Annotated in this window: 21 protein-coding genes; 9 read left to right on the plus strand and 12 right to left on the minus strand. The window is 58.7% G+C overall.

What is annotated here, in order from left to right:
• Positions 1 to 72: 72 nt before the first annotated feature.
• The gene (locus tag ACKXF9_RS01770) at positions 73 to 1359 is read right to left on the minus strand and encodes a serine dehydratase subunit alpha family protein (protein WP_418265860.1); all 1287 of its coding nucleotides are present in this window, start codon (positions 1357 to 1359) and stop codon (positions 73 to 75) included.
• Between the two features lie 170 nt (positions 1360 to 1529).
• Here ACKXF9_RS01770 and ACKXF9_RS01775 point away from each other — a divergent pair, with 170 nt between their 5' ends.
• From ACKXF9_RS01775 to ACKXF9_RS01785, 3 genes are all read left to right on the plus strand, one after another.
• Positions 1530 to 2846, plus strand: a complete 1317-nt coding sequence (locus ACKXF9_RS01775; RefSeq protein WP_418265112.1) for a M18 family aminopeptidase — start codon at positions 1530 to 1532, stop codon at positions 2844 to 2846.
• 182 nt (positions 2847 to 3028) lie between these two features.
• Positions 3029 to 4162, plus strand: coding sequence for a redox-regulated ATPase YchF (gene ychF, locus ACKXF9_RS01780; RefSeq protein WP_097777075.1), 1134 nt, complete (start codon positions 3029 to 3031; stop codon positions 4160 to 4162).
• 275 nt (positions 4163 to 4437) lie between these two features.
• Positions 4438 to 5121 (plus strand): 5'-methylthioadenosine/adenosylhomocysteine nucleosidase, encoded by a 684-nt coding sequence (locus ACKXF9_RS01785; protein WP_418265113.1) that lies wholly within the window; start codon positions 4438 to 4440, stop codon positions 5119 to 5121.
• A 144-nt stretch (positions 5122 to 5265) separates the two neighbouring features.
• On the opposite strand, the gene ACKXF9_RS01790 is transcribed toward ACKXF9_RS01785, so the two are convergent.
• The 3 genes from ACKXF9_RS01790 to malQ form a co-directional block, all read right to left on the minus strand.
• On the minus strand, positions 5266 to 5706 hold the full coding sequence (locus tag ACKXF9_RS01790; RefSeq protein WP_249237563.1) for a hypothetical protein: 441 nt from the start codon (positions 5704 to 5706) through the stop codon (positions 5266 to 5268).
• A 59-nt stretch (positions 5707 to 5765) separates the two neighbouring features.
• Positions 5766 to 6554 carry a diguanylate cyclase domain-containing protein gene (locus ACKXF9_RS01795; RefSeq protein WP_418265114.1) on the minus strand — a complete coding sequence of 263 codons (789 nt, stop codon included), beginning with the start codon at positions 6552 to 6554 and terminating at the stop codon, positions 5766 to 5768.
• 282 nt (positions 6555 to 6836) lie between these two features.
• Positions 6837 to 8378 (minus strand): 4-alpha-glucanotransferase, encoded by a 1542-nt coding sequence (malQ, locus tag ACKXF9_RS01800; protein ID WP_418265115.1) that lies wholly within the window; start codon positions 8376 to 8378, stop codon positions 6837 to 6839.
• 351 nt (positions 8379 to 8729) lie between these two features.
• Here malQ and ACKXF9_RS01805 point away from each other — a divergent pair, with 351 nt between their 5' ends.
• The 5 genes from ACKXF9_RS01805 (at position 8730) to ACKXF9_RS01825 (ending at position 15037) form a co-directional block, all read left to right on the plus strand.
• Complete coding sequence (locus tag ACKXF9_RS01805; protein WP_418265116.1) at positions 8730 to 9914, plus strand: alanyl-tRNA editing protein; 1185 nt, start codon at positions 8730 to 8732, stop codon at positions 9912 to 9914.
• A 156-nt stretch (positions 9915 to 10070) separates the two neighbouring features.
• Positions 10071 to 10841 (plus strand): tRNA (guanosine(46)-N7)-methyltransferase TrmB, encoded by a 771-nt coding sequence (trmB, locus tag ACKXF9_RS01810; protein ID WP_418265117.1) that lies wholly within the window; start codon positions 10071 to 10073, stop codon positions 10839 to 10841.
• Complete coding sequence (locus tag ACKXF9_RS01815; RefSeq protein ID WP_097777082.1) at positions 10834 to 11013, plus strand: DUF6472 family protein; 180 nt, start codon at positions 10834 to 10836, stop codon at positions 11011 to 11013. The genes trmB and ACKXF9_RS01815 overlap by 8 nt, the downstream gene beginning before the upstream one ends.
• A 36-nt stretch (positions 11014 to 11049) precedes the next feature.
• Positions 11050 to 12153, plus strand: a complete 1104-nt coding sequence (locus tag ACKXF9_RS01820; protein WP_418265118.1) for a putative ABC transporter permease — start codon at positions 11050 to 11052, stop codon at positions 12151 to 12153.
• 190 nt (positions 12154 to 12343) lie between these two features.
• Positions 12344 to 15037 (plus strand): EAL domain-containing protein, encoded by a 2694-nt coding sequence (locus tag ACKXF9_RS01825; protein ID WP_418265119.1) that lies wholly within the window; start codon positions 12344 to 12346, stop codon positions 15035 to 15037.
• A gap of 321 nt (positions 15038 to 15358) precedes the next feature.
• Here ACKXF9_RS01825 and ACKXF9_RS01830 read toward each other — a convergent pair whose 3' ends face one another.
• On the minus strand, positions 15359 to 16279 hold the full coding sequence (locus tag ACKXF9_RS01830; protein ID WP_348584773.1) for a nucleotidyltransferase family protein: 921 nt from the start codon (positions 16277 to 16279) through the stop codon (positions 15359 to 15361).
• A 457-nt stretch (positions 16280 to 16736) separates the two neighbouring features.
• Between ACKXF9_RS01830 and ACKXF9_RS01835 the strand changes: the two genes are divergently transcribed.
• A complete protein-coding gene (locus ACKXF9_RS01835; RefSeq protein WP_418265120.1) occupies positions 16737 to 17261 on the plus strand; it encodes a hypothetical protein in 525 nt (174 codons plus the stop codon).
• A 510-nt stretch (positions 17262 to 17771) separates the two neighbouring features.
• On the opposite strand, the gene thrS is transcribed toward ACKXF9_RS01835, so the two are convergent.
• From thrS to ACKXF9_RS01870, 7 genes are all read right to left on the minus strand, one after another.
• Positions 17772 to 19556, minus strand: a complete 1785-nt coding sequence (gene thrS, locus ACKXF9_RS01840; RefSeq protein ID WP_418265121.1) for a threonine--tRNA ligase — start codon at positions 19554 to 19556, stop codon at positions 17772 to 17774.
• A 365-nt stretch (positions 19557 to 19921) separates the two neighbouring features.
• The gene (locus ACKXF9_RS01845) at positions 19922 to 21190 is read right to left on the minus strand and encodes a chloride channel protein (RefSeq protein ID WP_418265122.1); all 1269 of its coding nucleotides are present in this window, start codon (positions 21188 to 21190) and stop codon (positions 19922 to 19924) included.
• A gap of 207 nt (positions 21191 to 21397) precedes the next feature.
• A complete protein-coding gene (locus ACKXF9_RS01850; protein ID WP_418265123.1) occupies positions 21398 to 23143 on the minus strand; it encodes an ammonium transporter in 1746 nt (581 codons plus the stop codon).
• A 321-nt stretch (positions 23144 to 23464) separates the two neighbouring features.
• Positions 23465 to 23872, minus strand: coding sequence for a DUF1622 domain-containing protein (locus tag ACKXF9_RS01855; RefSeq protein ID WP_249237575.1), 408 nt, complete (start codon positions 23870 to 23872; stop codon positions 23465 to 23467).
• 12 nt (positions 23873 to 23884) lie between these two features.
• Positions 23885 to 24520 carry an RpiB/LacA/LacB family sugar-phosphate isomerase gene (locus ACKXF9_RS01860; protein WP_097781014.1) on the minus strand — a complete coding sequence of 212 codons (636 nt, stop codon included), beginning with the start codon at positions 24518 to 24520 and terminating at the stop codon, positions 23885 to 23887.
• Between the two features lie 45 nt (positions 24521 to 24565).
• Positions 24566 to 24910 carry a cupin domain-containing protein gene (locus ACKXF9_RS01865; protein ID WP_339395980.1) on the minus strand — a complete coding sequence of 115 codons (345 nt, stop codon included), beginning with the start codon at positions 24908 to 24910 and terminating at the stop codon, positions 24566 to 24568.
• Between the two features lie 100 nt (positions 24911 to 25010).
• Positions 25011 to 25820, minus strand: a complete 810-nt coding sequence (locus tag ACKXF9_RS01870; RefSeq protein ID WP_291013185.1) for a gluconate 5-dehydrogenase — start codon at positions 25818 to 25820, stop codon at positions 25011 to 25013.
• Positions 25821 to 25921: the final 101 nt, after the last annotated feature.

Consider the following 25921-nt stretch of genomic DNA (forward strand, 5'->3'; position numbering starts at 1 on the left):
TCTTATTATACGGAAGAGTTATGACAAAATAAAGAAGGATTTGTATGATTTTTTCACAATTCCGGCCCGGCCTTACTCGATCATCAGCCGGATGATCTCCTCATTGGTCTCCTTCATGCCGTCCTTGCCCAGACGGCCGATGCCCTTGATGGTGGTCTCGATGTCCTTCATCACGATGCCGTCGCCGCCCTTGAACTCCTGATGGCACTTGTACATGTTGTAGCCAAGCAAGGCCGCGTCCACCGAGGATGCGATCTTTGCCGCGCAGGAGGCCTTTGCGCCGTCGCACACGATGCCGGACACGATGGCCAGCGCATTGACCACCGTGTGGATGGCGGCCTGATAGCCGTCGCCGCACAGATATACGATGCCCGCGCCTGCGCCCGCACCGGCGCTGACTGCGCCGCAGTAGGCGGACAGGGTACCGATGCCGGTCTTTTCGTGGATGGCCACCAGATTGGAAATGATAAGGGCACGGTAAAGCTTTTCCTTGCCGCTGTGCAGCTCCTTGGCGTATTCAATAAGCGGCACCGAGCAGGTGATGCCCTGATTGCCGCTGCCGGAGTTGATGATGACCGGCAGCTCGCAGCCGTTCATGCGGGCGTCCGAACCGGCGGCCGCCTTGGCCTTGGCCCGGATGGACACATCATTGCCGTAAGTAGAAAGCAGCACCTGGCCGATGTTCGCGCCATAGTCGCCCAGAAGGCCCTCCTCTGCAATGGCGTTGTTGTAGCGGATCTGGCGTTCCAGCAGGTCCGCCACATCCTGCAGGTCGGCGGTCTCGGCAAAGTCCCAGATGTCCTTCATGTTCAGCAGGCTGCGGTCGGCCCGGCTGTCCCGCCGGGCCTCCTCGTTCAGCAGCGGCTTTTCGTAGAGCACCCGGCCGTTCTTTTCGATCAGGCAGATGTTGGTGTGAAAATCCGCAATGCGCACCTTTGCGTAGGAATCCCCGCTGCGCTCGGTAACGATGATATCGAACACATGCCCCTGCTCGATGTGCTGGATGGAAATGGGCACCGTCTGCAGATAGTCCCGGATGGCAGTCTTCTTGTCCTCGCTGACCTCCGAGATCACTTCCAGCTCCTTTTCTGCCGAGCCGGCGATGATGCCCGCTGCCACAGCGGCTTCCATGCCTTTCAGGTGGCCGGTGTTGGGCACGATGACGCTCTTCACGTTTTTGATGATGCTGCCGCTCACCTGCAGCTGCACGCTCTCGGGCAGTGCACCCAGCACCTCGCGTGCCCGGGCGGCAGCGTAAGCCAGTGCAATGGGCTCTGTGCAGCCCATTGCCGGGATGAGCTCCTCTTTTAATATTTCTACATACGCCTGATAGCGCGGATCACTGCGTTCCATGACGATTCCCTGCCTTTCCTGTCGATTCAATATTTACCAACAGGAGTAGTATACTATAGAACCCGCGCAATGTAAAACAAATTCTTCCCCGCCCGCAGGACCGGCTATTGCAAAGCGCAGACCGCAGAAGTAGAATAGGAGCATCCAAACCGATAAATCCACGGAGGTTCTTCCAAATGATCGAAAAAGAAGTACAGGAGCTGCTGTCCTTCATTGACGGCAATCCTACCGCATACCACACCACTGCATCCGTCCGGAACATCCTGCTGAACGCGGGCTTTTCCGAGCTGCTGGAGAGCCGCCGGTGGCAGCTGGAGCCCGGCAGGAGCTATTTCGTCTGCCGCAACGGCTCCAGCATCCTTGCGTTCCGCATGGGAGAGCAGCTGGAAAACTACAGCTTCAACGTGGCTGCTGCCCACACGGATTCCCCCTGCTTCCGCATCAAGGAAAACGCCGAGATCCACATGGGCCGGAAGTACACCAAGCTGAACACCGAGGGCTACGGCGGCATGATCTGCTCCACATGGATGGACAGGCCGCTGTCGGTGGCAGGCCGCGTGCTGATAAAGGAGAACAATGCCATCACTTCCCGCCTGCTCACGCTGGACCGCGACCTGCTGATGATCCCCAGCGTAGCCATCCACATGGATCGCGAAGTCAACGACAGGGCTTCCTACAACAAGCAGGTGGATATGCTGCCTTTGCTGGGCGGTGCCGCCGAGGAAGGCGTGCTGAAAAAGCTGATCGCCGCCGAGCTGCAGGTGGCAGAAGAGCAGATCCTTGGCAGCGACCTGTTCCTCTGCATCCGTGAAAAGGCCGCCGTCTGGGGCTGCAATGAGGAGTTCATCTCCTCCGGCCGTCTGGACGACCAGCAGTGTGTGTTCGGCATCCTGAAGGGTTTTCTGAACGCGCACTGCGCCCAGTCCATCAATGTTGCCGCCTTTTTCGACAACGAAGAAGTGGGTTCCGGCACCAAGCAGGGCGCAGCTTCCACCTTCCTGTACGATGTACTGCACCGCATCGCGCAGAACGTCTGCCCCGGCGATGAGGACTTCCACCGTGCGGTGGCGTCCAGCTTCATGTTCAGCGCCGATAACGCCCACGCCGTGCACCCCAACCACCCGGAATACACCGATGTGAATAACTGCACCTACATGAACGAGGGCGTTGTGGTCAAGGTCCACGCCGGCCAGAAGTATACCAGCGACGGTATGAGCATGGCCGTTGCCAAAGAGCTAGCCGCCCGCGCCGGTGTCCCGCTGCAGTATTTTGCCAACCGTTCCGATAAAGTCGGCGGCAGCACTCTGGGCAACCTTGCCATGGCGCAGGTGTCCATGAACTGCGTGGACATCGGCCTGCCGCAGCTGGCCATGCACTCCTGCTACGAGACCGCCGGTGCACGGGACACCGTTTCTCTCATCCGGCTGATGGAGGAATTCTACGCCAGCCACTTTGAAGAGACCGCGTCCGGCACTCTTACCATCAGCAAGTAAGGCCCGTACAACCTAAATTATAAGGACCGCTCTTGGAAAAGCAGCACTGCTCTTCCGCGGGCGGCTTTTCGTTTCCACTTAAGTGAGTATTGAGAAAAAACGTCCATTGTGCTACAATTATTCTGTTATAATATCGCTTTTTACCGCAGCGTAAAATCTTTTTCGCAAGGAGTATAATAAAAATGAAATTAGGTATCGTCGGCCTGCCGAATGTCGGCAAGTCCACTCTGTTCAATGCCATCACCTCCACCAAAAACGCAGAAGCCGCAAACTATCCCTTCTGCACCATCGAGCCGAACAGCGGCATCGTGGCCGTGCCGGACAAGCGTCTGGACAAGCTGGCCGAGATCTGGCAGACCAATAAAAAGACCCCTGCCATCGTGGAATTCGTGGATATCGCAGGTCTTGTGAAGGGTGCCAGTCAGGGTGCAGGTCTGGGCAACAAGTTCCTGGGCCACATCCGCGAGTGCGACGCCATTGTGCATGTGGTGCGCTGCTTTGACGATGACAACATCATCCATGTGGTGGAGGATGTTTCCAAGGCCGAGGCCGTGGACCCCATTGCCGACATCGATGCCATCGACTACGAGCTGATCCTGTCCGACCTTGAGGTGGTGCAGAACCGCGCAGGCCGCATGGCAAAGGCCGCCAAGAGCGGCAACAACAAGGGTGCTGCCGCCGAAGCCGCATGGCTGCAGCAGCTGGCCGATCACCTGAGCGCAGGCAAGCCTGCCCGCAGCTTCGATTTTGACGAGGGCGATGCCGAGCAGCAGACCGTGCTGCACGAGATGGGTCTGCTGAGCGCCAAGCCGGTGCTGTACGCCTGCAACGTGGGTGAGGATGACCTGATGGAGGGCATCGAAAACAACAAGTATGTCCCGCTGGTGGCCGCACGCGCCAAGGAAGAGGGCGCACGCTACATTCCCATCTGCGCCAAGACCGAGGAGGATATCGCCGACTATTCCCCCGAGGAAAAGAAGGCTTTTCTGGCTGAAATGGGCATTGAAGCCAGTGGTCTGGACAACCTCATCACCGCCAGCTACGACCTGCTGGGCCTGATCTCCTTCCTGACCGACGGCAAGAAGGAGTGCCGCGCATGGACCATCCGCAAGGGCACCAAGGCCCCGCAGGCTGCCGGCAAGATCCACAGCGATTTCGAGCGCGGCTTCATCCGTGCCAGCGTCATTGGCTACAGCGATCTGGAAGCCAACAACTTCGATTACGCCGCCGTCAAGGCCAAGGGCCTGCAGCGCACCGAGGGCAAGGAGTACGTTGTCAACGATGGCGATGTGATCGAGTTCCTGTTCAACGTCTGATATCGAAATAGCAGCCATGTAAAACTCTGCCGGGCTTGCCCTCTCCGTCTGCTCACTGCGTTCGCATCCACCTCTCCCAAAGGGAGAGGCCTTGGCATAGCGGCAAAGTTTCCGGCTGAATCGCAAGATTTGCCGTACCAGAAGGCTCCCCCTTGGGGACAGGAAAGTTCATCTCTTTGCCAAGGGCTCCCACTCTGGGGGAGCTGCCGAGCAACGCGAGGCTGAGAGGGCGAGGACGCTGAAAAAAATCAATCCTACCATAAAAGGAGTTCACCATGATCTTTGGTATTATGGGCGCAATGCCCGATGAAGTCGATCAGCTGTGTGCAAAGCTGGAAAACGTCACCGTGGAGCCCTACGGCGGCGTGGATTACCACAAGGGCACGCTGGTCGGCAAACAGGTGGTGGTGTGCTGTGCCGGCATGGGCAAGGCCAATGCCGCCGCCACCACGCAGGTGCTCATCACAAAATTCGGCGCGGAGAAGATCATCTTCTCCGGCATCGCAGGCAATATGACCTCGAAGATCGGCATTGGCGATGTGGTCATCGGCAAGACCGTGCTGTACCATGACGCCCAGCTGGATATGATCTGCCAGAACCCGCCGTTTCTCAAGGAATACACCGGCGACCCGGAGCTGATCGCCGCCGCCGAAAAGGCCTGCGCCAAAGCGGGTGTGAAGGCTCTGGTGGGCAAGATCGCCACCGGCGACCTGTTTGTGGGCGACAGCGAGACCAAGGCTGCCATTGAAGCCAAATGCGCCCCCGACTGCGTGGAGATGGAGGGTGCCGCTGTGAGCCAGATCGCTGCCAAGAACGGTGTACCCTGCGTCATCCTGCGCGCCATGAGCGACAACGCCGACGAGGACGGCCACGAGGTGCTGGTGGTGAAAAAGTTCAGCATTGCGGAATATGTAGCCACCGCCACTAGGATCGTGGCCGCGATGGTGGAAGCACTGTAAAAAAGAACCCTCTCAGTCAATGCTTCGCATTGCCAGCTCCCCCGAAAGGGGGAGCTTTTGACATTCCGGAAACGTTTTCCGTTTTGCCAATGGCTCGCCCCTCGGGAGAGCTGGCGAACAAAGTGAGCCTGAGAGGGTTTTCTTTTACAAGAACTGCTCCAGCTTTACCCGGCTGTCCTCCTGAAACTCCTGCAGCCTTTGGGCAAGGCGCTTTGCGCCGGGCGCGGCATTGGGATAATCCTTCTGGGCCTTTACGCAGTCCACCACCCCCATGCCGCTGCCCTGCGTGAGCATTTCGGCCAGATTGCGGGTGGATTTGTCTGTCAGGGTCTTGATGCCGATGCCCATTTTTGTGTTCAGCTTTGCCATAGCGCTCTGCCCCTGCGCGGTGCCGCCGCAGGCCTCGATGGCGGTGTGTGCTTCCTGATTGAGCTGGTGGTACACATTGCGCTGGCGCAGCAGCTCGGCCTTGAACTGCACATCGTCGGTCATTGGCACGATCTGTTCCAACGTATTCTTGCCCATCTCCGTGTTCTGCACCACGGCTTCCAGCAGGTTCAGGTTGTCGTTCTTCTGGTTTTCCATACAAAAAATCCCCCTTCTGGCCTTAGTCTGCGCCAAAAGGGGGATTTTATACACTGGTTTTATTCTGCACGCATCTGATCGCCGCCGGCGTTCTGTGCCTCCCGCAGGCGTGCGTCGCACAGCTCGTACAGCGCCTGCCAGTTCTTTGCGGAGACATCCTCCAGCCCGGCTGCGCCGCAGCTCAGGGTAAAGGGCACCCGGCGCATCATGCCGATGGTGGTGATGCATTCCCGGGGCATCTGCTGATACAGGTTCCGCATCTCCTCTGCCAGCTGTTTGCCGTCGGTGTCCAGACAGCCCACCGCAAAGATGCTGCCGGTCAGGCGGCAGACCACGCGGGTCGCAGGGGTATCAAAGCTCTTTTTCCACTGGTTGCCCACAAAGCAGTGCAGCTGGTCCATCACAGGCTGGCCGTAGGTGTCCCGCAGCTTCTGGCCGTTGTCGATGCTTACCAGTGCCACAGCCGCCTTGCGGCCCTGCGCTGCGCACTGTTCCAGCTTTTGGGCAAACACCGTTTCCAGATAGCGGCGGTTGTACACGCCGGTAAGGAAATCGTGGCTCATATCCTCGCGGCACAGCTCCCGCTCCCGGGGCGTCATGCGCTCTTCCGGCAGCACATTGCCTGCCAGCGGTGCACTCATTTCCAGCTCCCAGCATTTGCCGTCCGCTTCCACCCTGCGGTGCAGCACACAGTCCACACGGCCATTGCGCAGCTCGTAGTCCACCCGCAGGCCATCGTCCTGCCAGCCGTCACAACGCGGCGCTTCGGTCAGGGTCACTGCCTCAAATACGGCCTGCGCTGAGCGCGCAAGTTCCCGCAGATCCTGCTCGGTACATTCTTTCTTCATGTAATTTTCCCCATCATCTGCGCACGCGGCGCTCCCGTATCCCGCGTGCAGTCACCTGTTCCCCATACGTTCAGGAACCATCTGCCGCATTATGCATCCCCCGCCCGCCGCTCTGTTTCCGGGAATCCCGGGAACGTATCAGGCAAAGAAAAATGGCATAATGCCGCTTTAGCAACATTATACCATTCAGCTTCCGATTTTACCAGCAAAACGCACAATTTTCTGCCGGAGTTTTTACATTTTCGTCAAATTGCTAAGCGCCCGCCGCTCTGTGCCTTTTGTTTATACGCGGCAGTACACACTGCACTCGTCATGGATGGTCTTGGCCAGTGCCTTGGCGGCAAAGCCGTCTGCGGCGCGCCATGCCCAGTTTCCGCCCAGCTTGCCGGGCGTGTTCAGGTGTGCTTCCGCGCCCAGACCCAGCCAGTCGTACATGGGGATGATGGCCCGGTCGGCCACCGACCCCAGCGCTGCGCGCAGCAGAGCGATGCGGACATCATCGGTCCGGATGGCCGCCAGCTCCTTTGCGGTGGGCTTTACGCCGGTCAAGTGCAGGTAAGCGGCAGCGGCAGCCTTTTCCTTTTCCGATGCGCCGTTCTCCCACCAGTCGGTCAGGGTGGTGTTATCGTGGGTGCCGGGATACACCACGCTGTTCTTGACGTGGTTGTGGGGCAGATACTCGCTGTCCCCACCGCCGAAGGCGAACTGCAGCACCTTCATGCCCGGGAAGGTGCTGTCGGCCAGCAGCTTTCGCACGCTGGGGAACAGTTCGCCCAAGTCCTCGGCAATGATGGGCAGCTTGCCAAGGGCAGCTTCCAGCGCATCGAACAGCTCCATGCCGGGGCCGTTCTCCCACTTGCCGGTGCGGGCGGTGGTGCTGTCCGCCGGGATGGCCCAGTAGGTATCGAAGCCGCGGAAGTGGTCGATGCGCAGCAGGTCGTAGATGCCCAGTGCGTGGCGCACCCGGCGCACCCACCATGCGTAGCCGGTCTTTTTGTGGTATTCCCAGTTGTACAGCGGGTTGCCCCACAGCTGACCGTCGGCAGAGAAGTAATCCGGCGGGCAGCCCGCCACACGGGCAAAGCCGCCGTCGGCGTCCAGCTCAAACAGCGCGCCGCCCACCCATGCATCCACCGAGTCGGCAGAGACGTAGATGGGGATGTCGCCCAGGATCTGCACGTCCTTTTTGTTGGCGTAGGCCTTCACCGCCTGCCACTGGGCCGCAAACTTGTACTGCACGAACTTCCAGAAACCGATCTCCTCCTCGTTTTCGGCGGCAAAGGCGGCAAGGGCCTTCCTGTCGCGCAGACGGTAGGGCTTGTCCCACTCCACCCAGTTCTTCATGCCGTTGGCTGCCTTCAGGGCCATGTACAGGGCGTAGTCGTCCAGCCACTCCTCGTTGGCAAGGGTAAAGGCATAATAATCATCCGGGAAGTAATATGCACAGCCATGCAGCCCGGCGCACTGCTTGCGCCATGCGGCGTAGGCGGTGCGCAAAACCTTAAAGCGGCTCACGTACAGGGTGCCGTAGTCCACCTCTTTGGGGTCCGTGCCCCATTTTTCGGCCTTGAGCTGGGCGGCGGTGAGCAGCCCTTCTTCCTTCAGGGTGTCAAGGTCGATGAAATAGGGGTTGCCCGCAAAGGCCGAGCAGCTCTGATAGGGGCTGTCGCCGTATCCGGTGGGGCTCAGGGGCAGGATCTGCCAGATCTTTTGGCCCGCTTGTGCCAGAAAATCCACGAACTCGAAGGCTTCCTTGCCAAAACAGCCGATACCGTAAGGGCCGGGCAGGCTGGACACCGGCATCAGGATTCCACTTTCACGCATGCTATTACCTTCCTCATTTTTAACATTTTATGGGAATGTCGTTGTTTCTTATCATAACATATCCGCAGACTATTTTCCACAGGCAAAAAACGTGGTATACTTATTTTTACGGGATAACCGTCCTTGCCCTCTCCGTCACGGCTTGCGCGGGAGCGCCTGAGAGGGCGAGGACGCTAAAGGTTGCAGCGGCTGTTTCCCTTTACGACCCCACCCGTGAAAATGGGATTCAGGAAAGTCCGCAGACTTTCCTGAATCCCGAAATAAAAATAAATTTTCCGCTGAATATGGCCAGAGCCTGCGGCGGCCATTTTAAATCGTCAAACTGCACCCTGAACAGGAGGTACCCGCGCCATGCAGCGCACAGAAAAATACTTTGAACCGGACGCCTTCCGCACCCAGTGTGAGAGCGTCATCCTTGCCGCAGAGCCGGACGAAAAGACCGGCGGCGGGCGCATTGCGCTGGACGGCACGGTGTTTTACCCGGAGGGCGGCGGTCAGCCCGCCGACCGGGGCACCCTGACCCTGCCGGACGGCACCACGCTGAATGTGACCGATGTGCACGAGCGCGACGGCATCCTCTGGCACAGCGTGGACGCCCTGCCGGAAAGCGCTGTTCCCGGCACCGCTGTTTCCGGCTGCATCGACTGGGAATGGCGCTTTGACAAAATGCAGCAGCACACCGGCGAGCACATCCTCTCCGGCATCCTGCACCAGATGTTCGGGGCCGAGAACGTGGGCTTCCACATCGGTTCCGAGGCTGTGCGCATGGACACCAGCGTGCCCATTTCTGCCGAGGGCCTGCAGGCAGCCGAGCTTGCCGCTAACCGCATCGTGTGGCAGGATGTGCCGGTGCTGGTCAGCTACCCCACCCGGGAGGAGCTTGCCGCCCTTGTCTACCGCTCCAAAAAGGAGATCGAAGGGCAGGTGCGCATCGTGACCATCCCGGGTGCGGACGTCTGCGCCTGCTGCGGCACCCACACCCGCACCACCGGTCAGGTGGGACAGATCAAAATTCTGGCATCCGAGAACTACAAGGGCGGCGTGCGGCTGAGCGTGGTGTGCGGAGCCCGTGCGCTGGAAGCGGCACAGGCCATGCGTGCCCGGCAGGCCGACATCGGGGCGCTGCTCTCGGCCAAGGCCGACCAGACCGCTGTGGCGGTGCATCGCGTCTACGACGAGTATACTGCGCTCAAGTTTACACACTTTGGCGTATGTTCTCAGCTGTTCGATGCGCTTGCCCAGCTGGCAGGCCCCGATGAGGACGCCATCCGCACAGTGCCCGGCCTTGACCCGGACGGCCTGCACCGACTGGCGGTGCGCCTGACCGAAGCCACCACCGGTCTGTGCGCCGCCCTGACCCCCACCGAAAAGGGCACCGGCTACTGCATCGCGCAGACAGACGGCGATGTGCGCGCCCTGACCAAAGCCCTGAACGCCGCCCTGAACGGACGCGGCGGCGGCAAGCCCGGCATCTGTCAGGGCAGCTGCGCTGCCGCACCGGAACAGGTGGAGGAATTTTTAAGAAAGACGAAATAACTCCTTCCGTCATCGCTGCTCGATGCCACCTCCCTCAATGAGGGAGGCTTTGGCAGTACGGGAAGCTTTCCCTCTTCGCCAGAGGCTCCCTCGCTGAGGGAGCTGCCGCCAAAGGCGGCTGAAGGAGTCACACAACATCAAGGAGAACAACAAACTATGAGAATGCGTTTCAAACCCTATGCCCACGACGAGCTGATGGCAGCCGACTTCCATGTGCATGAGCCGCTGATCTGGGGCGGCAAGTGGCACGGTCAGTACGCCCGCCCGGAGCAGCCCTTTGTGCTGGAACTGGGCTGCGGCAAGGGCGGCTTCCTCTCCCAGCTGGCCTGCGCTCACCCGGAAAACAACTATCTGGGCATCGATATCACCGATAAGGTGCTCATCCTCGCCAAGCGCAAGATCGAAGCCGCCTATCAGGCTGCGGGCCGCCCCATCGACAACGTGAAGATCATGAGCACCGACATCGAGCGCATCAAGGGGGTCATTACCGCCGAGGATACGGTCAGCCGCATCTACATCAACTTCTGCAACCCGTGGAGCAAGAACGGTTCTTCCCACAAGCACCGCCTCACCTACCCACGCCAGCTCATCAACTACCGCGAGTTCCTCAGGGACGGCGGCGAGATCTACTTCAAGACCGACGACGATGATCTGTTCCGCGACAGTCTGGAATACTTCCCCGCTTCCGGCTACGACATCGAGTGGATGACCTACGACCTCCACGAGAACGAGCCGGAGTGGAACATCCGCACCGAGCACGAGGGCATGTTCACCGAAATGGGCATCAAGATCAAGGCCCTGATCGCCCGCAAGAACCCGGACCCCGCCAGCGTGACCTGGATCGAGCCCAAGATCCTCAAGCGTCAGGCCCGCGAAGCCGCCGAGGCCGAAGCCCGGGCTGCACAGGAAGGCGAAGGCAATGAATGACCCCTGCGAGATCTGCCTGAACAATGTGCAGGACGAGTACGGCAGCTGGTACTGTGCGCAGGGCGGCTGTCTGGACGAGGACGAGATGGCCCGCTATCTTTCCCGCAGCACAGCTGCCTGCCCGTTCTTTGAGCCGGGCGACGAATACAAGATCGTACAAAAGCAGAACTGACCTGCACAGCAGCATGATTCTCACAGGAGGTGTTTTATGCTCAACTTTCTCACGACCACCACAGTGTGCGGCTTTTCGCTGTACCATGTGCTGGCCTTCTTCCTCATTTATTCCTGCACCGGCTGGTGTCTGGAGGTCATCTTTGCCGCCGCCACCACCGGTCAGCTGGTGAACCGCGGCTTTCTCAACGGCCCGGTGTGCCCCATTTACGGCTTCGGCATGATCATCGTACTGTTCGCCCTGACCCCTCTGCAGGGCAGCGTCCTGCTGCTGTACATCGGCGGCGTCATCCTGCCCAGTGCGCTGGAGCTGGTGGGCGGCTGGGCACTGTATAAGCTCTATCACACCCGCTGGTGGGACTACAGCGACTTTCCCTTCAACATCGGCGGCTATATCTGCCTGCAGTTCAGCCTGCTGTGGGGCGTGGGCACGCTGGTGGTCATGCGCATCGTCCACCCGGTCGTCGCTGGTCTTGTGGATATGGTCCCGCCCTTTATCGGCCTTGTTGTCATGTGTGTGCTCTATGCGGTCTACGCGGCAGACGTGGTCGTTACGGCCTTTGCCGCCTCCGGTCTGGCCCAGACGCTGGACGCCATGGAACAGCTGGCCGACAGCATCCATGCCGTCAGCGACGCCATGACCCAGCTGCTGGGCACCACCGCCCTGAACGCCGACCAGAAGCTGGACGAGCAGCGCCTGCAGCTCAAGCTTGCTGCCGCCGAGGCTCGCGAGGCCGCACCGGAAAAGCGTGCCCTGCGTGAAACGCTGGCTGCCGTCCGCGCCAAGACCGATGAGGCCCGCGAGGCCGCAAAGCATGCTTCCGAGATCGCCAAGCTCAACACGGCCGAAGCCGCCAAAGCCGCACAGCTGGCCGCCAAGGGCACGGTGGAGCGCGCTGCCGAGCTGCTGCGTCTGGAACAGCTGGCCGAGGAGCTGCAGGCCCGCAGCGACGAAATGCAGGCCCAGCTGCTGCGCACCCCCCGCATCGTGGGCCCGCGCCGCATGCTGCGCGCCTTCCCCGGCCTGAAGCACGGCGTGAAAAAGACCACCCTCAAGGCCCTGCGCCTTGGTCTTGCCCGCCGGGAAAGTTCCAAAGAAGAACCGAAGAAAGCCGACTCCGACACCCGCAGGGACGCCTGAGACTGCCGCCCAAAAGACCGCTGCATCCCGTGCAGCGGTCTTTTTATGCCCTGTCTTCCGGACCCGACCGGCGTTCCGTTCTTTTTGTTATAAAGTTTTAAATATCTATTTCCAAAGGTTTAAAATCGTGTTATACTGTCTTACAGAATGACATATTTTGTCGAAAACGTCTAACAGCGAGGGATTTACAATGTCCGAAGAACTAAAGTTGAATGAAAATGTCAGCGCACCGCAGCCCGATGCGCTTGCACGGATCGCTCGCAAAGACGACTTCCTGCAGCAGCTGCAGGAGTTTCTGGCGCAGCACAAGGGCGAGAACTGGTGTGTTGCCGCCATCGATCTCGAGCATTTCAAACTGTATACCGAGCTGTACGGTGCTCCGCAGGCGCGCAACCTGCTGCTGTCCCTTGCCGCCCTTCTGCTGGAGCACAGCAAGGTGACCGGTTCTCCGGTGGGCTACTTTGGCAGTGACGATTTTGTGCTCTGCCTGCCGGACGACAAGGAGCAGCAGCTGGCCATTATCAGCCAGCTGCAGACCTGCGTGAACAGCCACAGGCAGGACGTTACCTCCTTCCTGTCTTTTGGTGTGTGCCCTGTGGCCGAACATCCGGACGCCGACGTACAGACCTTGTGCAGCTATGCGCAGATCGCGTCGGTAGACCCCTGCCCGGCCGTGGGCGGTGTGCACCGCTTTACGCCGACCATGCTCAGCCGGATCAAGGAGCAGCGCCAGCTGCTGAGCGAGCTGGAACACGGCCTGAAAAATCACGAGTTCTGCTTCTTTCTGCAGCCCAAGTGCAACAGCATGACCCGCGCCATCGTGGGCATGGAAGCACTGGTGCGCTGGAACCACCCCACCCGCGGCTGCGTGCCCCCGTCTGAGTTCATGCCCCTGCTGGAAAGCACCGGCCTTGTGACCCAGCTGGACCAGTACATCTGGGAATCCGTCTGCAAGACCCTGCACAAGTGGCAGGAGAGCGGCAGCAATCTTGTGCCGGTATCCGTGAACGTTTCCGTGGTGGATATCGTCAATCTGGATGTGCCGCAGATCTTCTCCGACCTTGTGGAAAAATATCAGCTGGAGCCCAAGCTCCTGCTGGCCGAGATCACCGAGACCATGCTGGCCGAAAATACTTCTCTGGTGGAAAACGCCATTCAGGGCCTGCACCGCAAGGGCTTCTCTGTGATGATGGACGACTTCGGCAGCGGCTATTCTTCGCTGAACATGCTCAAGGACACCAATGTGGACGCCATCAAGCTGGACATGAAGCTCATCGACATGAACCAGCAGAACCGCAGCAAGGGCGTGCAGATCGTGGAATCGGTGGTGGATATGGCCCACCGCCTGAACCTGCCCATCATCGCCGAGGGCGTGGAAACGCCGGAGCAGGTCTCCATGCTGCAGGCCGCCGACTGCCTGTATACGCAGGGCTATTATTTCTACAAGCCCATGCCGGTGGAGAACGCCGAGGCCCTGCTGGCCCAGCCCAACAGCGAGGATTACTGGGATATGCGCCGCGACCTGCTGCGCCGTGACCGCCGGGTCCCCGTCTCCGACAGTGAGCAGACCGCACTGGCGCTGCAGGCCTACCAGATCTTTGCAGACAATGTGCTGGAGCTTTCCCTGCTGAACCTTTCCACCGGCGAATACCGGGTCATCAAGCGGGATCCGCGCCTGCCCGGTGCCGGTTCGGACGCCGAGGAGGACTTTGCCGCTTACTGTGAGCGCATGGTGACGAACAAGGTGATCCACCCGGACGACGCGGAAATGTTTACCGACCAGACCGATCTGGAGACCCTGCGCTCCGCTGTTTTCAGCACCCAGCAGCCGGAGGCCTACCGCTTCCGCAAAAACGTGTCCGGCCAGTTCGTGTGGATCACCATGGAGTTTCTGCCCTGCCGCAACTGCTGCGCCCAGAACCCCTGGGCCACCGTGGTGGTGCGTGAGGATGCACAGGCCGACCAGCTCAGCGAGGAGCTGGACTTCTCCTACAGCCACGACACCCTGACCGGCCTGCTGAACCGCAGCCTCTTTGAGACCGATCTGCGGACGCTGCAGTCCAGCGAATACGACTCCATGGTGTGCACCTACATCGACGTGGTGGGCCTGCACGAGATCAACAACCATCTGGGCCACCGCAGCGGTGACTCCATGCTCTGCTTCATTGCCAATGCGGCCCGCAAGTTCTTTGCTTCCAGCCGCATCTACCGCATCGGCGGTGACGAATTTGTGATCCTCACCCCGAACCAGCCCCCCTACAGTGTGTGGGTGTCTGTGGACAGAATGCGTGCTTTCCTGCGCGAGAAGGAGTACGAGATCTCGGTGGGCATCCAGAACACCAATGACCTGCACCGGCTGGACGACGCCATAAATCAGGCCGAAGCTGCCATGCGGCAGGACAAGCAGGCCTATTACGCCCGCAACGGTCAGGAACGCCAGCTGCGCGGCCTGAATGAGAAGCTGGAGCAGACCCTGACCGAAAAGCGGGATGCCGAGCACTTCCTGCGGGTCCTTGCCCCCAAGTTCAAGAGCGTGTTCGTTGTGGACCTGAAGACCGACCGTATGCGCGGTGTGATCATCCCGGACTATTTCCAGAAAATTCTGGACACCTCCGGCGGCTCTTTCCTCGCCGTTCTGCAGCAGTACCGTGATACGCAGGTGCAGCCCGCCTACCGCGAGAGTCTGGCAGACCTGCTGGACTACAACTATATCCGCAGCAAGGTCCTGACCGGCGACATCGTGGAGCACACCTATAAAAAGACTGATGGCACCACCTTCCGCGTCAAGGTGACGCCCTACTCCAGGAGCGGCTCTCATATCGATGAAACGCTCTGGATCTTCTCGGATGAAGGGGCATCCCTTACCCCCCCCCAGTCAAAATAAATGATTAAACGTTAAAGAAAAAATCGGAAACGACTGCGGTCGTTTCCGATTTTTGTTTTTACAGAAAAGTTGTGCAGGGCAGCAGCATTTGCCAATTTCGACCCCCTCCCCGTGAAAAAGAACTCCAGAAAAATCCGCGTTTGCGCAGCAATGAAAGCCCCAGTGGGGCTTTCAAGTGGCAGAACGGTCTTGCTTTTAGCAAGATGGCGGGGCCTCGCCCCGACACGTTCCGCAGATTTTTCTGGAGTTCAAAATAAAAATAATAATTCCACTGATTATGGCCAGAGCGCACGCGGAGGCCATTCTAAATGGTCAAGATGGTCAGGCCCACAGATTTTCCGGGTACTGGCCCTCTGCCGTTTTGCGGGCGATGGCCTCCACCACCAGCGGCTTGTCCTCGCGATAGGTGACGCCGTACCATTTATCGGTGCTGCGCAGCACCTGGATCTTCGCTTTGCCCTCTTCGATGAGTTCTGTGACGACCAGCGGCAGGAAATACTCGCACTTGAGCGGGTTTTTGGGCAGATTCTCGGTCAGCCAGCCTGCAAAGCGCTGCTCAGCCTCATCCAGAAAGCTTTTGCCGAAGCCCCACAGGTTCATGCTCACCGGGGTATCGCCGGGCAGGTCGGTCCAGCTCTCGCCGCCGTCCTCGGTAAAGTGCACGCCGTTCTCGTACGTTTCAATGCGGGTGCGTTCGGTCACGCTGTGCAGGGTGCCGTCGGGGTCGGTCACACACACGCCGCGGGCCACGCTGCCGTTCTCGGAGACAGTGTTCCGGAGCAGATAGCTTACCATGCAGTAGTCGTAATAGCTGCCGTCCTCGTGGGTGGACAGGTAATCATACATCACCCGGAAAGCCTCCGGGCCGTAATAATCATCGGCATTGATGACCGCAAAGGGGCCGTCGATGAGGTCCTTTGCAGCCAGAACGGCGTGGCAGGTGCCCCAGGGCTTGACACGGCCCTCCGGCACGGCAAAGCCTGCGGGCAGCTCGTCCAGCTGCTGGAAGGCGTATTTCACCTGCATCGCCTTGGACACCCGCTCGCCGATGGCTGCTTTGAAGGCGTCCTCGATCTCATGCTTGATGACAAAGATCACCGTCTCAAAGCCTGCGCGGCGGGCATCGTAAAGGGAATAGTCCACGATGACCTGACCATTGGGGCCCACCGGGTCGATCTGCTTCATGCCGCCGTAACGGCTGCCCATGCCAGCCGCCATGACCACCAGTACCGGTTTTTTCATATAAGGTTCCTCCCGTATCTGAGCCGCAGCCGCGGCAGAATATTCATGGTCTCATTATACTCCATTTTGGACAGAAAAACAATTTGAAATGGCTCCGCTATGCTCTGTCATTTTCACAAGAAAAATCGTGATGGACAACTGTAACATTCCATTTCAAATGGAGCTATCCGTTTGGGCCTCTGTGTGAAAATGAGTTTGTCGCGGCCCGCAGGCCGCGACAAACTCAAAAATATAAAATTCATTCCGCTGATAATGGCAGAGCGAAGCGGAGCCATTTTTCAATCGTCTCCTCGTTCCGCAAGCTAAAATTTCCAAAATATGCAATTTATGCTTGCAAAGTATTGTTTTTACGATGTAAATATTGTATACTGGTATCATTCACCGCAGGTTTTGCCTGTCAAAATGCATCTCGAAGAGAAAGCATTGCTTTCCAATCCAACCAAGAAAGAGGTATTTTATGATGAATGAAGCCGTTACCAAGCGCTTTCTGCTGTATTTCCGCCTGATGCTGCTGGTGTGGATCCTGATCGCCAACGCCATCATCCATGTGACCGGCATGGAGTACAGCTGGCTGATCTTCCTGAGCAATATCATGATGTTCACGCTGGAAGGCGATGTGAAGGATCGCTTCGTCACCGTTGAGCTGGGTGGCCTTGTGGGCCTGATCCTCACTGTGATCGCCCTGCTTTCCATCACGGCCCTGACCCCGGTGCTGGGTGGATTCTTCGGCTTCCTCATCCCGCTGGCCGTGGTGCTGTTCATCCTCATCATCCTGCACCCCTACGCACCCAAGGTGCTGAACAACGTGGGTTTTGCCTACCTGACCGTGGCCTGCATCGACACCACCGCTCTGGCCACCCACCTGCCCCAGTTCTTCATCACCTTCATCGTGGGTTCGGTCCTCTTCAATGGCGTGTGCGTGCTGCTGATGAAGCCCGCCAAGGCTCTGGCCGTCAAGAGCGTCCAGAAGGAAAACGCGTAACTCTCTTTACGGAGTATATACATAAGAGAAGGCCCCGTTCCGATCGGAACAGGGCCTTCCCGTTTATGTGTTGTGATTTGCCAAAAATTGCACACTGTCGATTTTTGTGCTATACTGGTCACGCTGCCCTTCCCATTCTGGCATCAGAAGGGGGTGAGGACCGATGAACTCAATTTTAGTCAACTTTCTCGTGGCTGTCGCAGCGCAGGTAACGGCAAACTATCTGTGCAAGTGGCTTGATAGTCACCGCAAGGGCAAGTAAGCACAAGAACCCCCTTGGAGCGGCAACTCCGAGGGGGTTCACTTTTGTGTGAGACCGATGCAATCCTCAATCTCTATCAACTTTCTCTACCCTTATTATATGCATCCTTGCAAAAAAGTCAAGGCAGCGGTATTTTTTATTTTTCAGTTTGCGGCATCCATACGGATGCTTACATTCGTTGTTGCTATGCAAAAAAGCGCCACTCTCCCCTGCCGGGAAAGCGGCGCTTTGTGTTTTGCAGTGTCTGCTTACAGGCTGCGGTTGCGGATCTCGGCAGTCACCTTTGCGATGAATGCATCCAGCTCCATCGTGGTGGTCTCGCCCTTGCGGTCACGCACCGAGATGTTGCCGGCCTCGGCTTCCTTGGCACCCAGAACCAGCATATAGGGCACACGGTCCACCTGCTGTGCCTCGCGGATCTTGTAGCCGATCTTCTGGTTGTCGTCGTCCAGCACAACACGGACACCGGCTTCCACCAGCTTTTCGGTCACACCCTCGGCGTAGTCCAGTGTCTTTTCGGAGACGGGCAGCACCTTGACCTGCGTGGGAGCCAGCCAGGTGGGGAACTTGCCCTTGGTCTCTTCGATCAGGTAGGCCATGAAGCGGTCCAGAGAGCCCAGGATGGCGCGGTGCAGCACCACGGGGGTCTTTTCGGTGCCGTCCTTGTCCACGTAGGTCAGGTGGAACTTGGCGGGCAGGCAGAAGTCCAGCTGGCAGGTGGACAGGGTGTACTCGGCACCCACGGCGGGCTTGACGTTTACATCCAGCTTGGGGCCGTAGAAGGCAGCCTCGCCGATCTCCTCGGTGAAGTGGATGCCCAGCTCGGTCAGCACTTCGCGCAGGGCCTGCTCTGCATGGTTCCACATGGCATCATCGTCGTGATACTTCTTCTTATCGGCAGGATCACGCAGGCTCAGCACGCAGCGGTAATCGGTAATGTTGAAGTCCTTGTAGGTCTCAAAGATCAGGTTGCAGACATCGGCCACTTCGCTCTTGATCTGCTCCGGGGTGCAGAACAGGTGAGCATCGTTCTGGCAGAAGTGACGGCCGCGCTCGATGCCCTTCAGGGTGCCGGAGGACTCGTAACGGAAATCGTGGGCGATCTCACCGATGCGCATGGGCAGGTCACGGTAAGAATGGGGACGATTTGCGTAGATCATCATGTGGTGGGGGCAGTTCATCGGGCGCAGAACATAGCTCTCGCCCTCCATCTCCATGGCGGGGAACATGTTCTCACGGTAGTGATCCCAGTGACCGGAGGTCTTATACAGGTTCACAGTGCCGATGCAGGGAGTCATAACGTGCAGGTAGCCGCGTGCACGCTCCTTCTCCTTGATATAGTTCTCCAGCTCCTGCCAGACGGTGTAGCCTGCGGGCAGGAACATGGGCAGGCCGCGGCCAACCAGATCGTCGGTCATGAACAGGCCCATTTCCTTGCCGATCTTGCGGTGATCGCGCTCACGGGCCTCCTGCTGCTCCTTCTCCCATGCGTCCAGCTCTTCCTGATTGCGGAAGGCCACGCCGTTGATGCGGGTGAGCATCTTGTTTTCCTTGTCGTTCTTCCAGTATGCGCCGGACTGCTGGGTGATCTTGAAGGCTTTCAGCGCCTTGGTGTAGGTCAGGTGGGGTCCGATGCACATATCCACGTACTCGCCCTGCTGGAAGAAGCTGAACTCGGTCTCCTCGGCCAGATCCGCCATGTGCTCGATCTTGTAGTTCTCCTTGCGCTCTTCCATCAGCTTCACGGCCTCGGCGCGGGGCAGGATGAAGGGCTTGATGGGCAGGTTCTCCTTGACGATCTTGCGCATCTCTTTTTCGATGTTTGCCAGATCCTCGTCGCTGAGCTTCTGGTCGCCCAGATCGACATCGTAGTAGAAGCCGTTCTCGGTGGCAGGGCCGAAGGCAAAGTCAGCCTGCGGATACAGGCGCTTGATGGCCTGCGCCATGATGTGGGCTGCGGTGTGGCGGATAACGTGCAGTTCCTGGTCCTGCGGGCACTCGTCCACATGGCCGTCCTTATAGATGATCTTCATAATGTTTGCTCCTTTGACAGATAAAGTAAAACAAAAAAGCGCTTCATCCCGCACACTTACTCACGGGATGAAGCGCCTGAAAAAGTCAGAAACGTTCCACGGTTCCACCCGAATTGCACGCCTCTGCGTGCCACTCGCTGTGCTGTAACGGGCGCACCCGGCAGAGGTTCTCCTCTGCGCTCTGCGGTGGTAGAGCTCCGGCACATGGCAGGCTGCTTGCAGCACCCTTGCGGGGCAGCCCTCTCTGGGTCATGGAAGAACGGGAACTCAGTTTGTCCGCATCATCGCTTTTACAGGATGAAACTACGCTGATTGTAGCACGTCCCGCGGAAAAAATCAAGAGACGCAGCCATGAAATTTTTTCTTCATTTTTCTTCCTTCGGCTGCAGGAATTCCGAAAAAAGCTTGCTGGTGCGGAATCCCTGACTGGAATACAGGCTGTGATAGCCGGAGAACATATAGCTCAGGCCGCAGGCCAGCGCCATCAGCTCAAACCCGGCCCCGCTGAACAGCTCAGCCGCCAGTACAATGGAAGCCACCAGCGTATTGGTCGCCCCGCAGAAGACGCACACCAGACCCACTGCAGCAGAAAAGCCCGCCGGGAGCCCCAGCAGCGGTCCCACCACGCAGCCAAACGTTGCGCCGATGTAAAAGCTCGGCACCACTTCGCCGCCCTTGAAGCCCACGCTCAGGGTCAGCACTGTAAGCACCATTTTGCACACAAAGTCCCACGGCAGAGCCTGCTCCAGCTCAACGGCATCCATAATGACATCCATGCCGGCACCGTTATAGCGGCCCAACCCCATCAGGTAGGACAGCGCCACCACAGCCGCACCGCCTGCAGCAGCCCGCACCCACGGATTCGGCAGCAGTTTGGGGATCTCATGCTCAAAAAAGTGCAGCATCTGGCAGAAAATCACCGCCACCACCGCACAGCACATGGCCAGCACGGCGGTGCGCACCACCGTCCAGGCATCCAGCGGCGGCGCTTCCATCACAAACCGTGTGGGCGCAATGCCGGCCTTCAGCGAGATGCCGTATGCAATAAGCGCCGCCAGAAAGCCCGGCACGAAGGCCACGGTCAGCATCAGGCCCACATCCACCACCATCATCGCAAACAGGGTCGCGGTCAGCGGCGTGCCGAACAGCGCCGAAAAAAATGCCGCCATGCCGCACACGGTAGCCGTGCGGCAGTCATGATTGTTGAAGTGCAGCACCCGGCCGATATTCCAGCCGATGCTGCCGCCCATCTGCAGCGCTGCGCCCTCGCGGCCGGCCGAGCCGCCGCACAGATGGGTGAGCACAGTGCCCAGAAAGATGGCCGGGACCAGCCACGGCGTCACCGAGCTGCCGTCCTGCACGGCCCGCAGCACATCGTTGGTGCCCTTGCCGACACAGCCCGTCACCTTATACAGAGCCGTGATAGCGATGCCTGCCGCAGGCAGAAGCCATAGCAGCCAGACCTGCTCTGCGCGCTGCTCGGTCACCCATTCCACTGCCAGATGGAACAGCGTTCCGATGCCGCCGCACAGCACGCCGGTGCACACAGCCAGAAGCGTCCACCGGAACAGCGCCAGAAGCGAGACCCGGATCGCTTCCTTATAATGCAGGAACCATTCCTTTATTTTCCACATGTTTCTTCCCCACACCTCTCTTAATTTCGATCTGATTTTGTCTATACGCGCCAAAACATAACATGTTTTTCTATCAATGTCAACCAAAGAACGGCAAAGGATCTTATACAACTTTCACATGCCCGGTAAAACAAATGCCAAAGGCCCCGCTTCTTTGTGCGCAGAAGCAGGGCCTTTGATCTGGTTGCCGTTTAAGATTTCGGAGCTTTACTCCACATCCTGCAGGGCGGCAAAGTCCTCTTCGCCGGTGCGGATCTTGACCACGCGGGTCACGTTGTACACAAAGATCTTGCCGTCGCCGATATGGCCGGTGTACAGTGCCTTCTTGGCAGCCTCCACCACAGCATCCACGCTGATGCGGGAGACGATGACCTCCACCTTGATCTTGGGCAGCAGGGTGGTATCCACGGGGACGCCGCGGTATTTCTCGCTGGTGCCCTTCTGGATGCCGCAGCCCATCACCTGCGTGACCGTCATGCCGGTGACACCCAGATCGTTGAGGGCGGTCTTGAGCTGGTCGAACTTGGAGAGCTTTGCAATGATGGACACCTTGTGCATACCGGTGTCGTACACGCCATCGTGGATCACGGGAGAAGCTTCCCGCACCACAGGGACTGCAGCGCTGATCTGCTTGTCGGTTGCCCTGGTCACGTCGTCCTCGCCGAGGTCGGTGTTCTCGTTGGGCACCATGACAGCAGAGTTTGCATCGGAGATGGAGAAGCCGGCGTAGGCAGATGCCAGACCATGCTCGTGGATGTCCAGACCGTCGATCTCCACCTCTGCGGGAACGCGCAGGCCGATGAACTTATCGATGAGCTTGAAGACAATGAACATCACGATCACAACGTAGATGTCAACGGTCACGAGGCCCAGCAGCTGGGTGCCCAGCTGTGCCAGACCGCCGCCGTAGAACAGACCGGCGTGCTCGGTGTTGGCACCGGTGGAGAACAGGCCCACCGCAATGGTGCCCCACACGCCGTTTGCAAAGTGGACGGAAACTGCACCAACAGGGTCATCCACCTTGGCGATGTTATCGAAGAACTCAACGCTCAGAATAACGAGCAAGCCGGCCACAAAGCCGATGAAGAATGCGCCGAAGGGAGAAACGGTATCGCAGCCTGCAGTGATCGCCACCAGACCGGCCAGAGAACCGTTCAGGGTCATGGAAACATCGGGCTTGCCGTAACGCAGCCAAGTGAAGATCATGGTCACACAGGTGGCAACGGCCGCGGCAAGGTTAGTGTTGAAGCAGACCAGACCGGTCATGGTCATGGCCTCGTCGGTGGCAAGGCTCAGAGAGGAGCCGCCGTTGAAACCGAACCAGCAGAACCACAGGATGAACACGCCCAGAGCACCGGCGGTCAGGTTGTGGCCGGGAATGGCGTGAGGCTTGCCTTCCTTGTCGTACTTGCCGATGCGGGGACCCAGCATCCATGCGCCCAGCAGAGCGATGACACCGCCCACGTTGTGGACTGCTGCGGAGCCTGCAAAGTCATGGAAGCCCATGCTCTGCAGCCAGCCGCCGCCCCACATCCAGTGGCCGCAGATGGGGTAGACCACCAGCGAGATCGCAGCAGAGTAAACGCAGTAAGCCTTGAAGTTGGTGCGCTCGGCCATGGAGCCGGAGACGATGGTGGCAGCCGTTGCGCAGAACACGGTCTGGAACACGATGTAGACCCACAGCGGGATATCCAGACCCAGATGGCTGTAATCGCCCTGAATGAACGGGTCGAAGCCGCCGATCAGTGCGCCGGTGCCGCCGAACATCAGGCCAAAGCCGATGATCCAGTAGCACGGGGTGCCGATGCAGAAGTCCATCATATTCTTCATCAGAATATTACCGGTGTTCTTGGCACGGGTGAAACCGGCTTCGCACAAAGCGAAGCCCGCCTGCATGAAGTAGACAAGGAACGCTGCAACCAGCGTCCAACAGGTGTTGACGGAGCTGAACATAACTTTTCATACCTCCCACGAATGTGATGCCGCAAGGCCACCAGAACCTTTTGGCGTGTGCGGTGTTCCCCGTGCCGATCGCACGTAGGAACGCTTCATTTGCACTCAGGAGACCCTCTATCTTCCCCCGAGCGGCAATATCCCCGAAAACACAAAAGGCGCTGACGGAATCAATTCCGTCAGCGCCTTTGCTTTCGATGGCAAGAGTATAGTCCCTTTGTGCAAAAGTGTCAAGGGCTCATGTCAAGGTTTTACGTTTTTCACAACACGAAGAAAGGGAATGCGGCAAAAGTTTGGCAAAACTCTGTTTTCAGCCGCATCCTAGTCATTCTTTTCCGCTTCTGTGTCGTTTTCTGCTTTTTTGTGACCGGAGCGGTGTCCGCCCTGCATTTCCCAGTGCAGCATCAGGCTCATCATGGCACGCAGCGCAAAGGTGGCAGCCAGCGGCACCACCGACTCCAGATTCTGCAAAAGGAAGGTCTTGGCGATCTCCGCCGACATCAGGAACTCCAGCGCTGTGGTCAGGCCGCTGCTCATCTCGTGGTGGAAATCATGATGATCGTTGAAGAATATCGTCCGGATATAGTGGTAGGTCGCCTTGGCCAGACTGGTAATGATGATGAACAGTCCGATCACTTCGGCCAGACCCGCGATCATGGGCACCGCCGTCACCAGAAATCCTTCCAGAACTTCCGTGACAACGGTGTTCAGATGATAAAGCCATCCCATAGCGGCATCCCCTTACAGCAGGGTCTTGACGTATGCTGCCAGCTCCTCATCCTTGCAGGAAGCAAAGAACAGCTCGCTGAACTTTGCACCGGCCACAGCGCCCTTCAGCAGATCCTGATCGATGCTCTTCAGGCACTCGATCAGCGGCTTGAAGGTGGCGGCACGCACGCCGTCCAGAATCTTCTTGTTGCGCTGCTCAGGCTCCACGCGCTCCTTGGGGTAGCCCTGACCGTGGCCGAAGCCGAACAGCTTCTCGAAGCAGTACTCGAGGTTCAGCTCACCGCCCCAGCCGAAGCCCTTGGCAAAGGGCATGGCAACGGCGTTGCCGTCGTTGACGTGGGCAAAGGTGTAGGCGTCCACGGGGTCCTCCACATGGCCGCAGATGACGCCGGGGAAGCTGTTCAGGGCCAGCATGGCACCCTCACCGGTGCCGCAGCCGGTGATAACATAGTCGGCAGCGCCGCTGTTCAGCAGGATGGCGGCCAGAATGCCGCACTGCACATAGGTCAGCTGTGCGGCGTCATCGGCGGCGTACATGCCGTAGTTGACCACCTCATGGCCCATGGGCTCCACCACCTTTTTCAGGGCGGCTTCAATGATGCCATTCTTGGCGGCCTGACTGTTCTCGTTGATGAGTGCGATCTTCATAGTAGTTTCTTCTCCTTTTATGATCTTCTCCTGCAGGTGCAGGTGTTATACAAAGTCCTCCCGCATGGGGGTGAAGAAGTCCAGCAGGATGCCGGCTTCCAGACAGACGCAGCCGTGCATCACGCCGTCCTGCTTGAGCAGGGTGTCGCCGGGGCCCACCTCGCGGGTCTCGTCCCCGATGGTAAAGCGGAAGCGGCCCGACACCACATAGGTGATCTGGGTGTGGGGGTGACAGTGCATGGCACCCACGCCGCCGGTCTCAAAGGTGTTTTCCACGCACATGGCGTCCCTGCCGTAGGCCAGAATGCGGCGCTGCACCCCGGGGCCGCAGGGTTCCGGGGCAATGTCGGCGTGGGGCACCCATGGCATGTCCTGATGGTTTTTCTCCATTATAACATATCATCCTTTCCCATACAAATGCAAAAAGGGACTGTCACACGCGCTGTGCAACAGTCCCCGTTTTTTCAGATCTGTGGGATCTCCTCAGAACTTACTGGGGCTGCTTGCCGATGTAGGCCAGAATGCCGCCATCGACGTACAGGATCAGGCCATTGACAAAGTCAGAAGCCTCGGAAGCCAGGAAGACAGCGGGTCCGCCCAGATCCTCTGCCTCGCCCCAGCGGCCTGCGGGGGTCTTGGCAACGATGAACTGGTCGAAGGGATGACGGCTGCCGTCGGGCTGGATCTCGCGCAGAGGTGCGGTCTGCGGGGTAGCGATGTAGCCGGGTCCGATGCCGTTGCACTGGATGTTGTACTGGCCGTACTCAGAAGCGATGTTCTTGGTGAGCATCTTCAGGCCGCCCTTGGCAGCAGCGTAGGCGGAGACGGTCTCACGGCCCAGCTCGCTCATCATGGAGCAGATGTTGATGATCTTGCCGCCGCCCTGTGCGATCATGTCGGGGATGATGGCCTTTGCCACGATGAAGGGAGCGTTCAGGTCAACATCGATGACCTGACGGAACTGAGCAGCGCTCATTTCGGTCATGGGGATGCGCTTGATGATACCGGCGTTGTTGACCAGAATGTTGATGTGGCCAACTTCCTCGGTGATCTTTGCCACCATGGCGTTGACGGCATCCTCATCGGTAACGTCGCAGACGTAGCCGTGAGCCTTGATGCCTGCTTCTGTGTAAGCAGCGATGCCCTTATCCACCAGCTCCTGCTTGATGTCGTTGAACACGATGGTTGCACCGTTGGCTGCCATTGCCTTTGCAATCGCCATGCCGATGCCATAAGATGCGCCGGTGATCAGCGCGACCTTGCCGGTCAGATCAAAAGATTTGGGAGTGCACTGTGCCATAATAGAGTCCTCCAATCAAATTGTTCCTTTGCGGGGAAGCCCCGTTCTTGCCTTGCAGGACGCCCAAAGCCGAACTCTCGATTTTAGCATCCTTCTTGTAT

The organism is Faecalibacterium sp. 9, assembly GCF_048320955.1.
GTDB classification, from domain to species: domain Bacteria; phylum Bacillota; class Clostridia; order Oscillospirales; family Ruminococcaceae; genus Faecalibacterium; species Faecalibacterium wellingii.

Excerpts from the sequence above, each read along its gene's own strand:
- ACKXF9_RS01775 (WP_418265112.1), top strand. The coding sequence starts at position 1,530 with ATGATCGAAAAAGAAGTACAGGAGCTGCTGTCCTTCATTGACGGCAAT.
- ychF (WP_097777075.1), top strand. The coding sequence starts at position 3,029 with ATGAAATTAGGTATCGTCGGCCTGCCGAATGTCGGCAAGTCCACTCTG.
- ACKXF9_RS01785 (WP_418265113.1), top strand. The coding sequence starts at position 4,438 with ATGATCTTTGGTATTATGGGCGCAATGCCCGATGAAGTCGATCAGCTG.
- ACKXF9_RS01790 (WP_249237563.1), bottom strand. The coding sequence starts at position 5,706 with ATGGAAAACCAGAAGAACGACAACCTGAACCTGCTGGAAGCCGTGGTG.
- ACKXF9_RS01795 (WP_418265114.1), bottom strand. The coding sequence starts at position 6,554 with ATGAAGAAAGAATGTACCGAGCAGGATCTGCGGGAACTTGCGCGCTCA.
- malQ (WP_418265115.1), bottom strand. The coding sequence starts at position 8,378 with ATGCGTGAAAGTGGAATCCTGATGCCGGTGTCCAGCCTGCCCGGCCCT.
- ACKXF9_RS01805 (WP_418265116.1), top strand. The coding sequence starts at position 8,730 with ATGCAGCGCACAGAAAAATACTTTGAACCGGACGCCTTCCGCACCCAG.
- trmB (WP_418265117.1), top strand. The coding sequence starts at position 10,071 with ATGAGAATGCGTTTCAAACCCTATGCCCACGACGAGCTGATGGCAGCC.
- ACKXF9_RS01815 (WP_097777082.1), top strand. The coding sequence starts at position 10,834 with ATGAATGACCCCTGCGAGATCTGCCTGAACAATGTGCAGGACGAGTAC.
- ACKXF9_RS01820 (WP_418265118.1), top strand. The coding sequence starts at position 11,050 with ATGCTCAACTTTCTCACGACCACCACAGTGTGCGGCTTTTCGCTGTAC.
- ACKXF9_RS01825 (WP_418265119.1), top strand. The coding sequence starts at position 12,344 with ATGTCCGAAGAACTAAAGTTGAATGAAAATGTCAGCGCACCGCAGCCC.
- ACKXF9_RS01830 (WP_348584773.1), bottom strand. The coding sequence starts at position 16,279 with ATGAAAAAACCGGTACTGGTGGTCATGGCGGCTGGCATGGGCAGCCGT.
- ACKXF9_RS01835 (WP_418265120.1), top strand. The coding sequence starts at position 16,737 with ATGATGAATGAAGCCGTTACCAAGCGCTTTCTGCTGTATTTCCGCCTG.
- thrS (WP_418265121.1), bottom strand. The coding sequence starts at position 19,556 with ATGAAGATCATCTATAAGGACGGCCATGTGGACGAGTGCCCGCAGGAC.
- ACKXF9_RS01845 (WP_418265122.1), bottom strand. The coding sequence starts at position 21,190 with ATGTGGAAAATAAAGGAATGGTTCCTGCATTATAAGGAAGCGATCCGG.
- ACKXF9_RS01850 (WP_418265123.1), bottom strand. The coding sequence starts at position 23,143 with ATGTTCAGCTCCGTCAACACCTGTTGGACGCTGGTTGCAGCGTTCCTT.
- ACKXF9_RS01855 (WP_249237575.1), bottom strand. The coding sequence starts at position 23,872 with ATGGGATGGCTTTATCATCTGAACACCGTTGTCACGGAAGTTCTGGAA.
- ACKXF9_RS01860 (WP_097781014.1), bottom strand. The coding sequence starts at position 24,520 with ATGAAGATCGCACTCATCAACGAGAACAGTCAGGCCGCCAAGAATGGC.
- ACKXF9_RS01865 (WP_339395980.1), bottom strand. The coding sequence starts at position 24,910 with ATGGAGAAAAACCATCAGGACATGCCATGGGTGCCCCACGCCGACATT.
- ACKXF9_RS01870 (WP_291013185.1), bottom strand. The coding sequence starts at position 25,820 with ATGGCACAGTGCACTCCCAAATCTTTTGATCTGACCGGCAAGGTCGCG.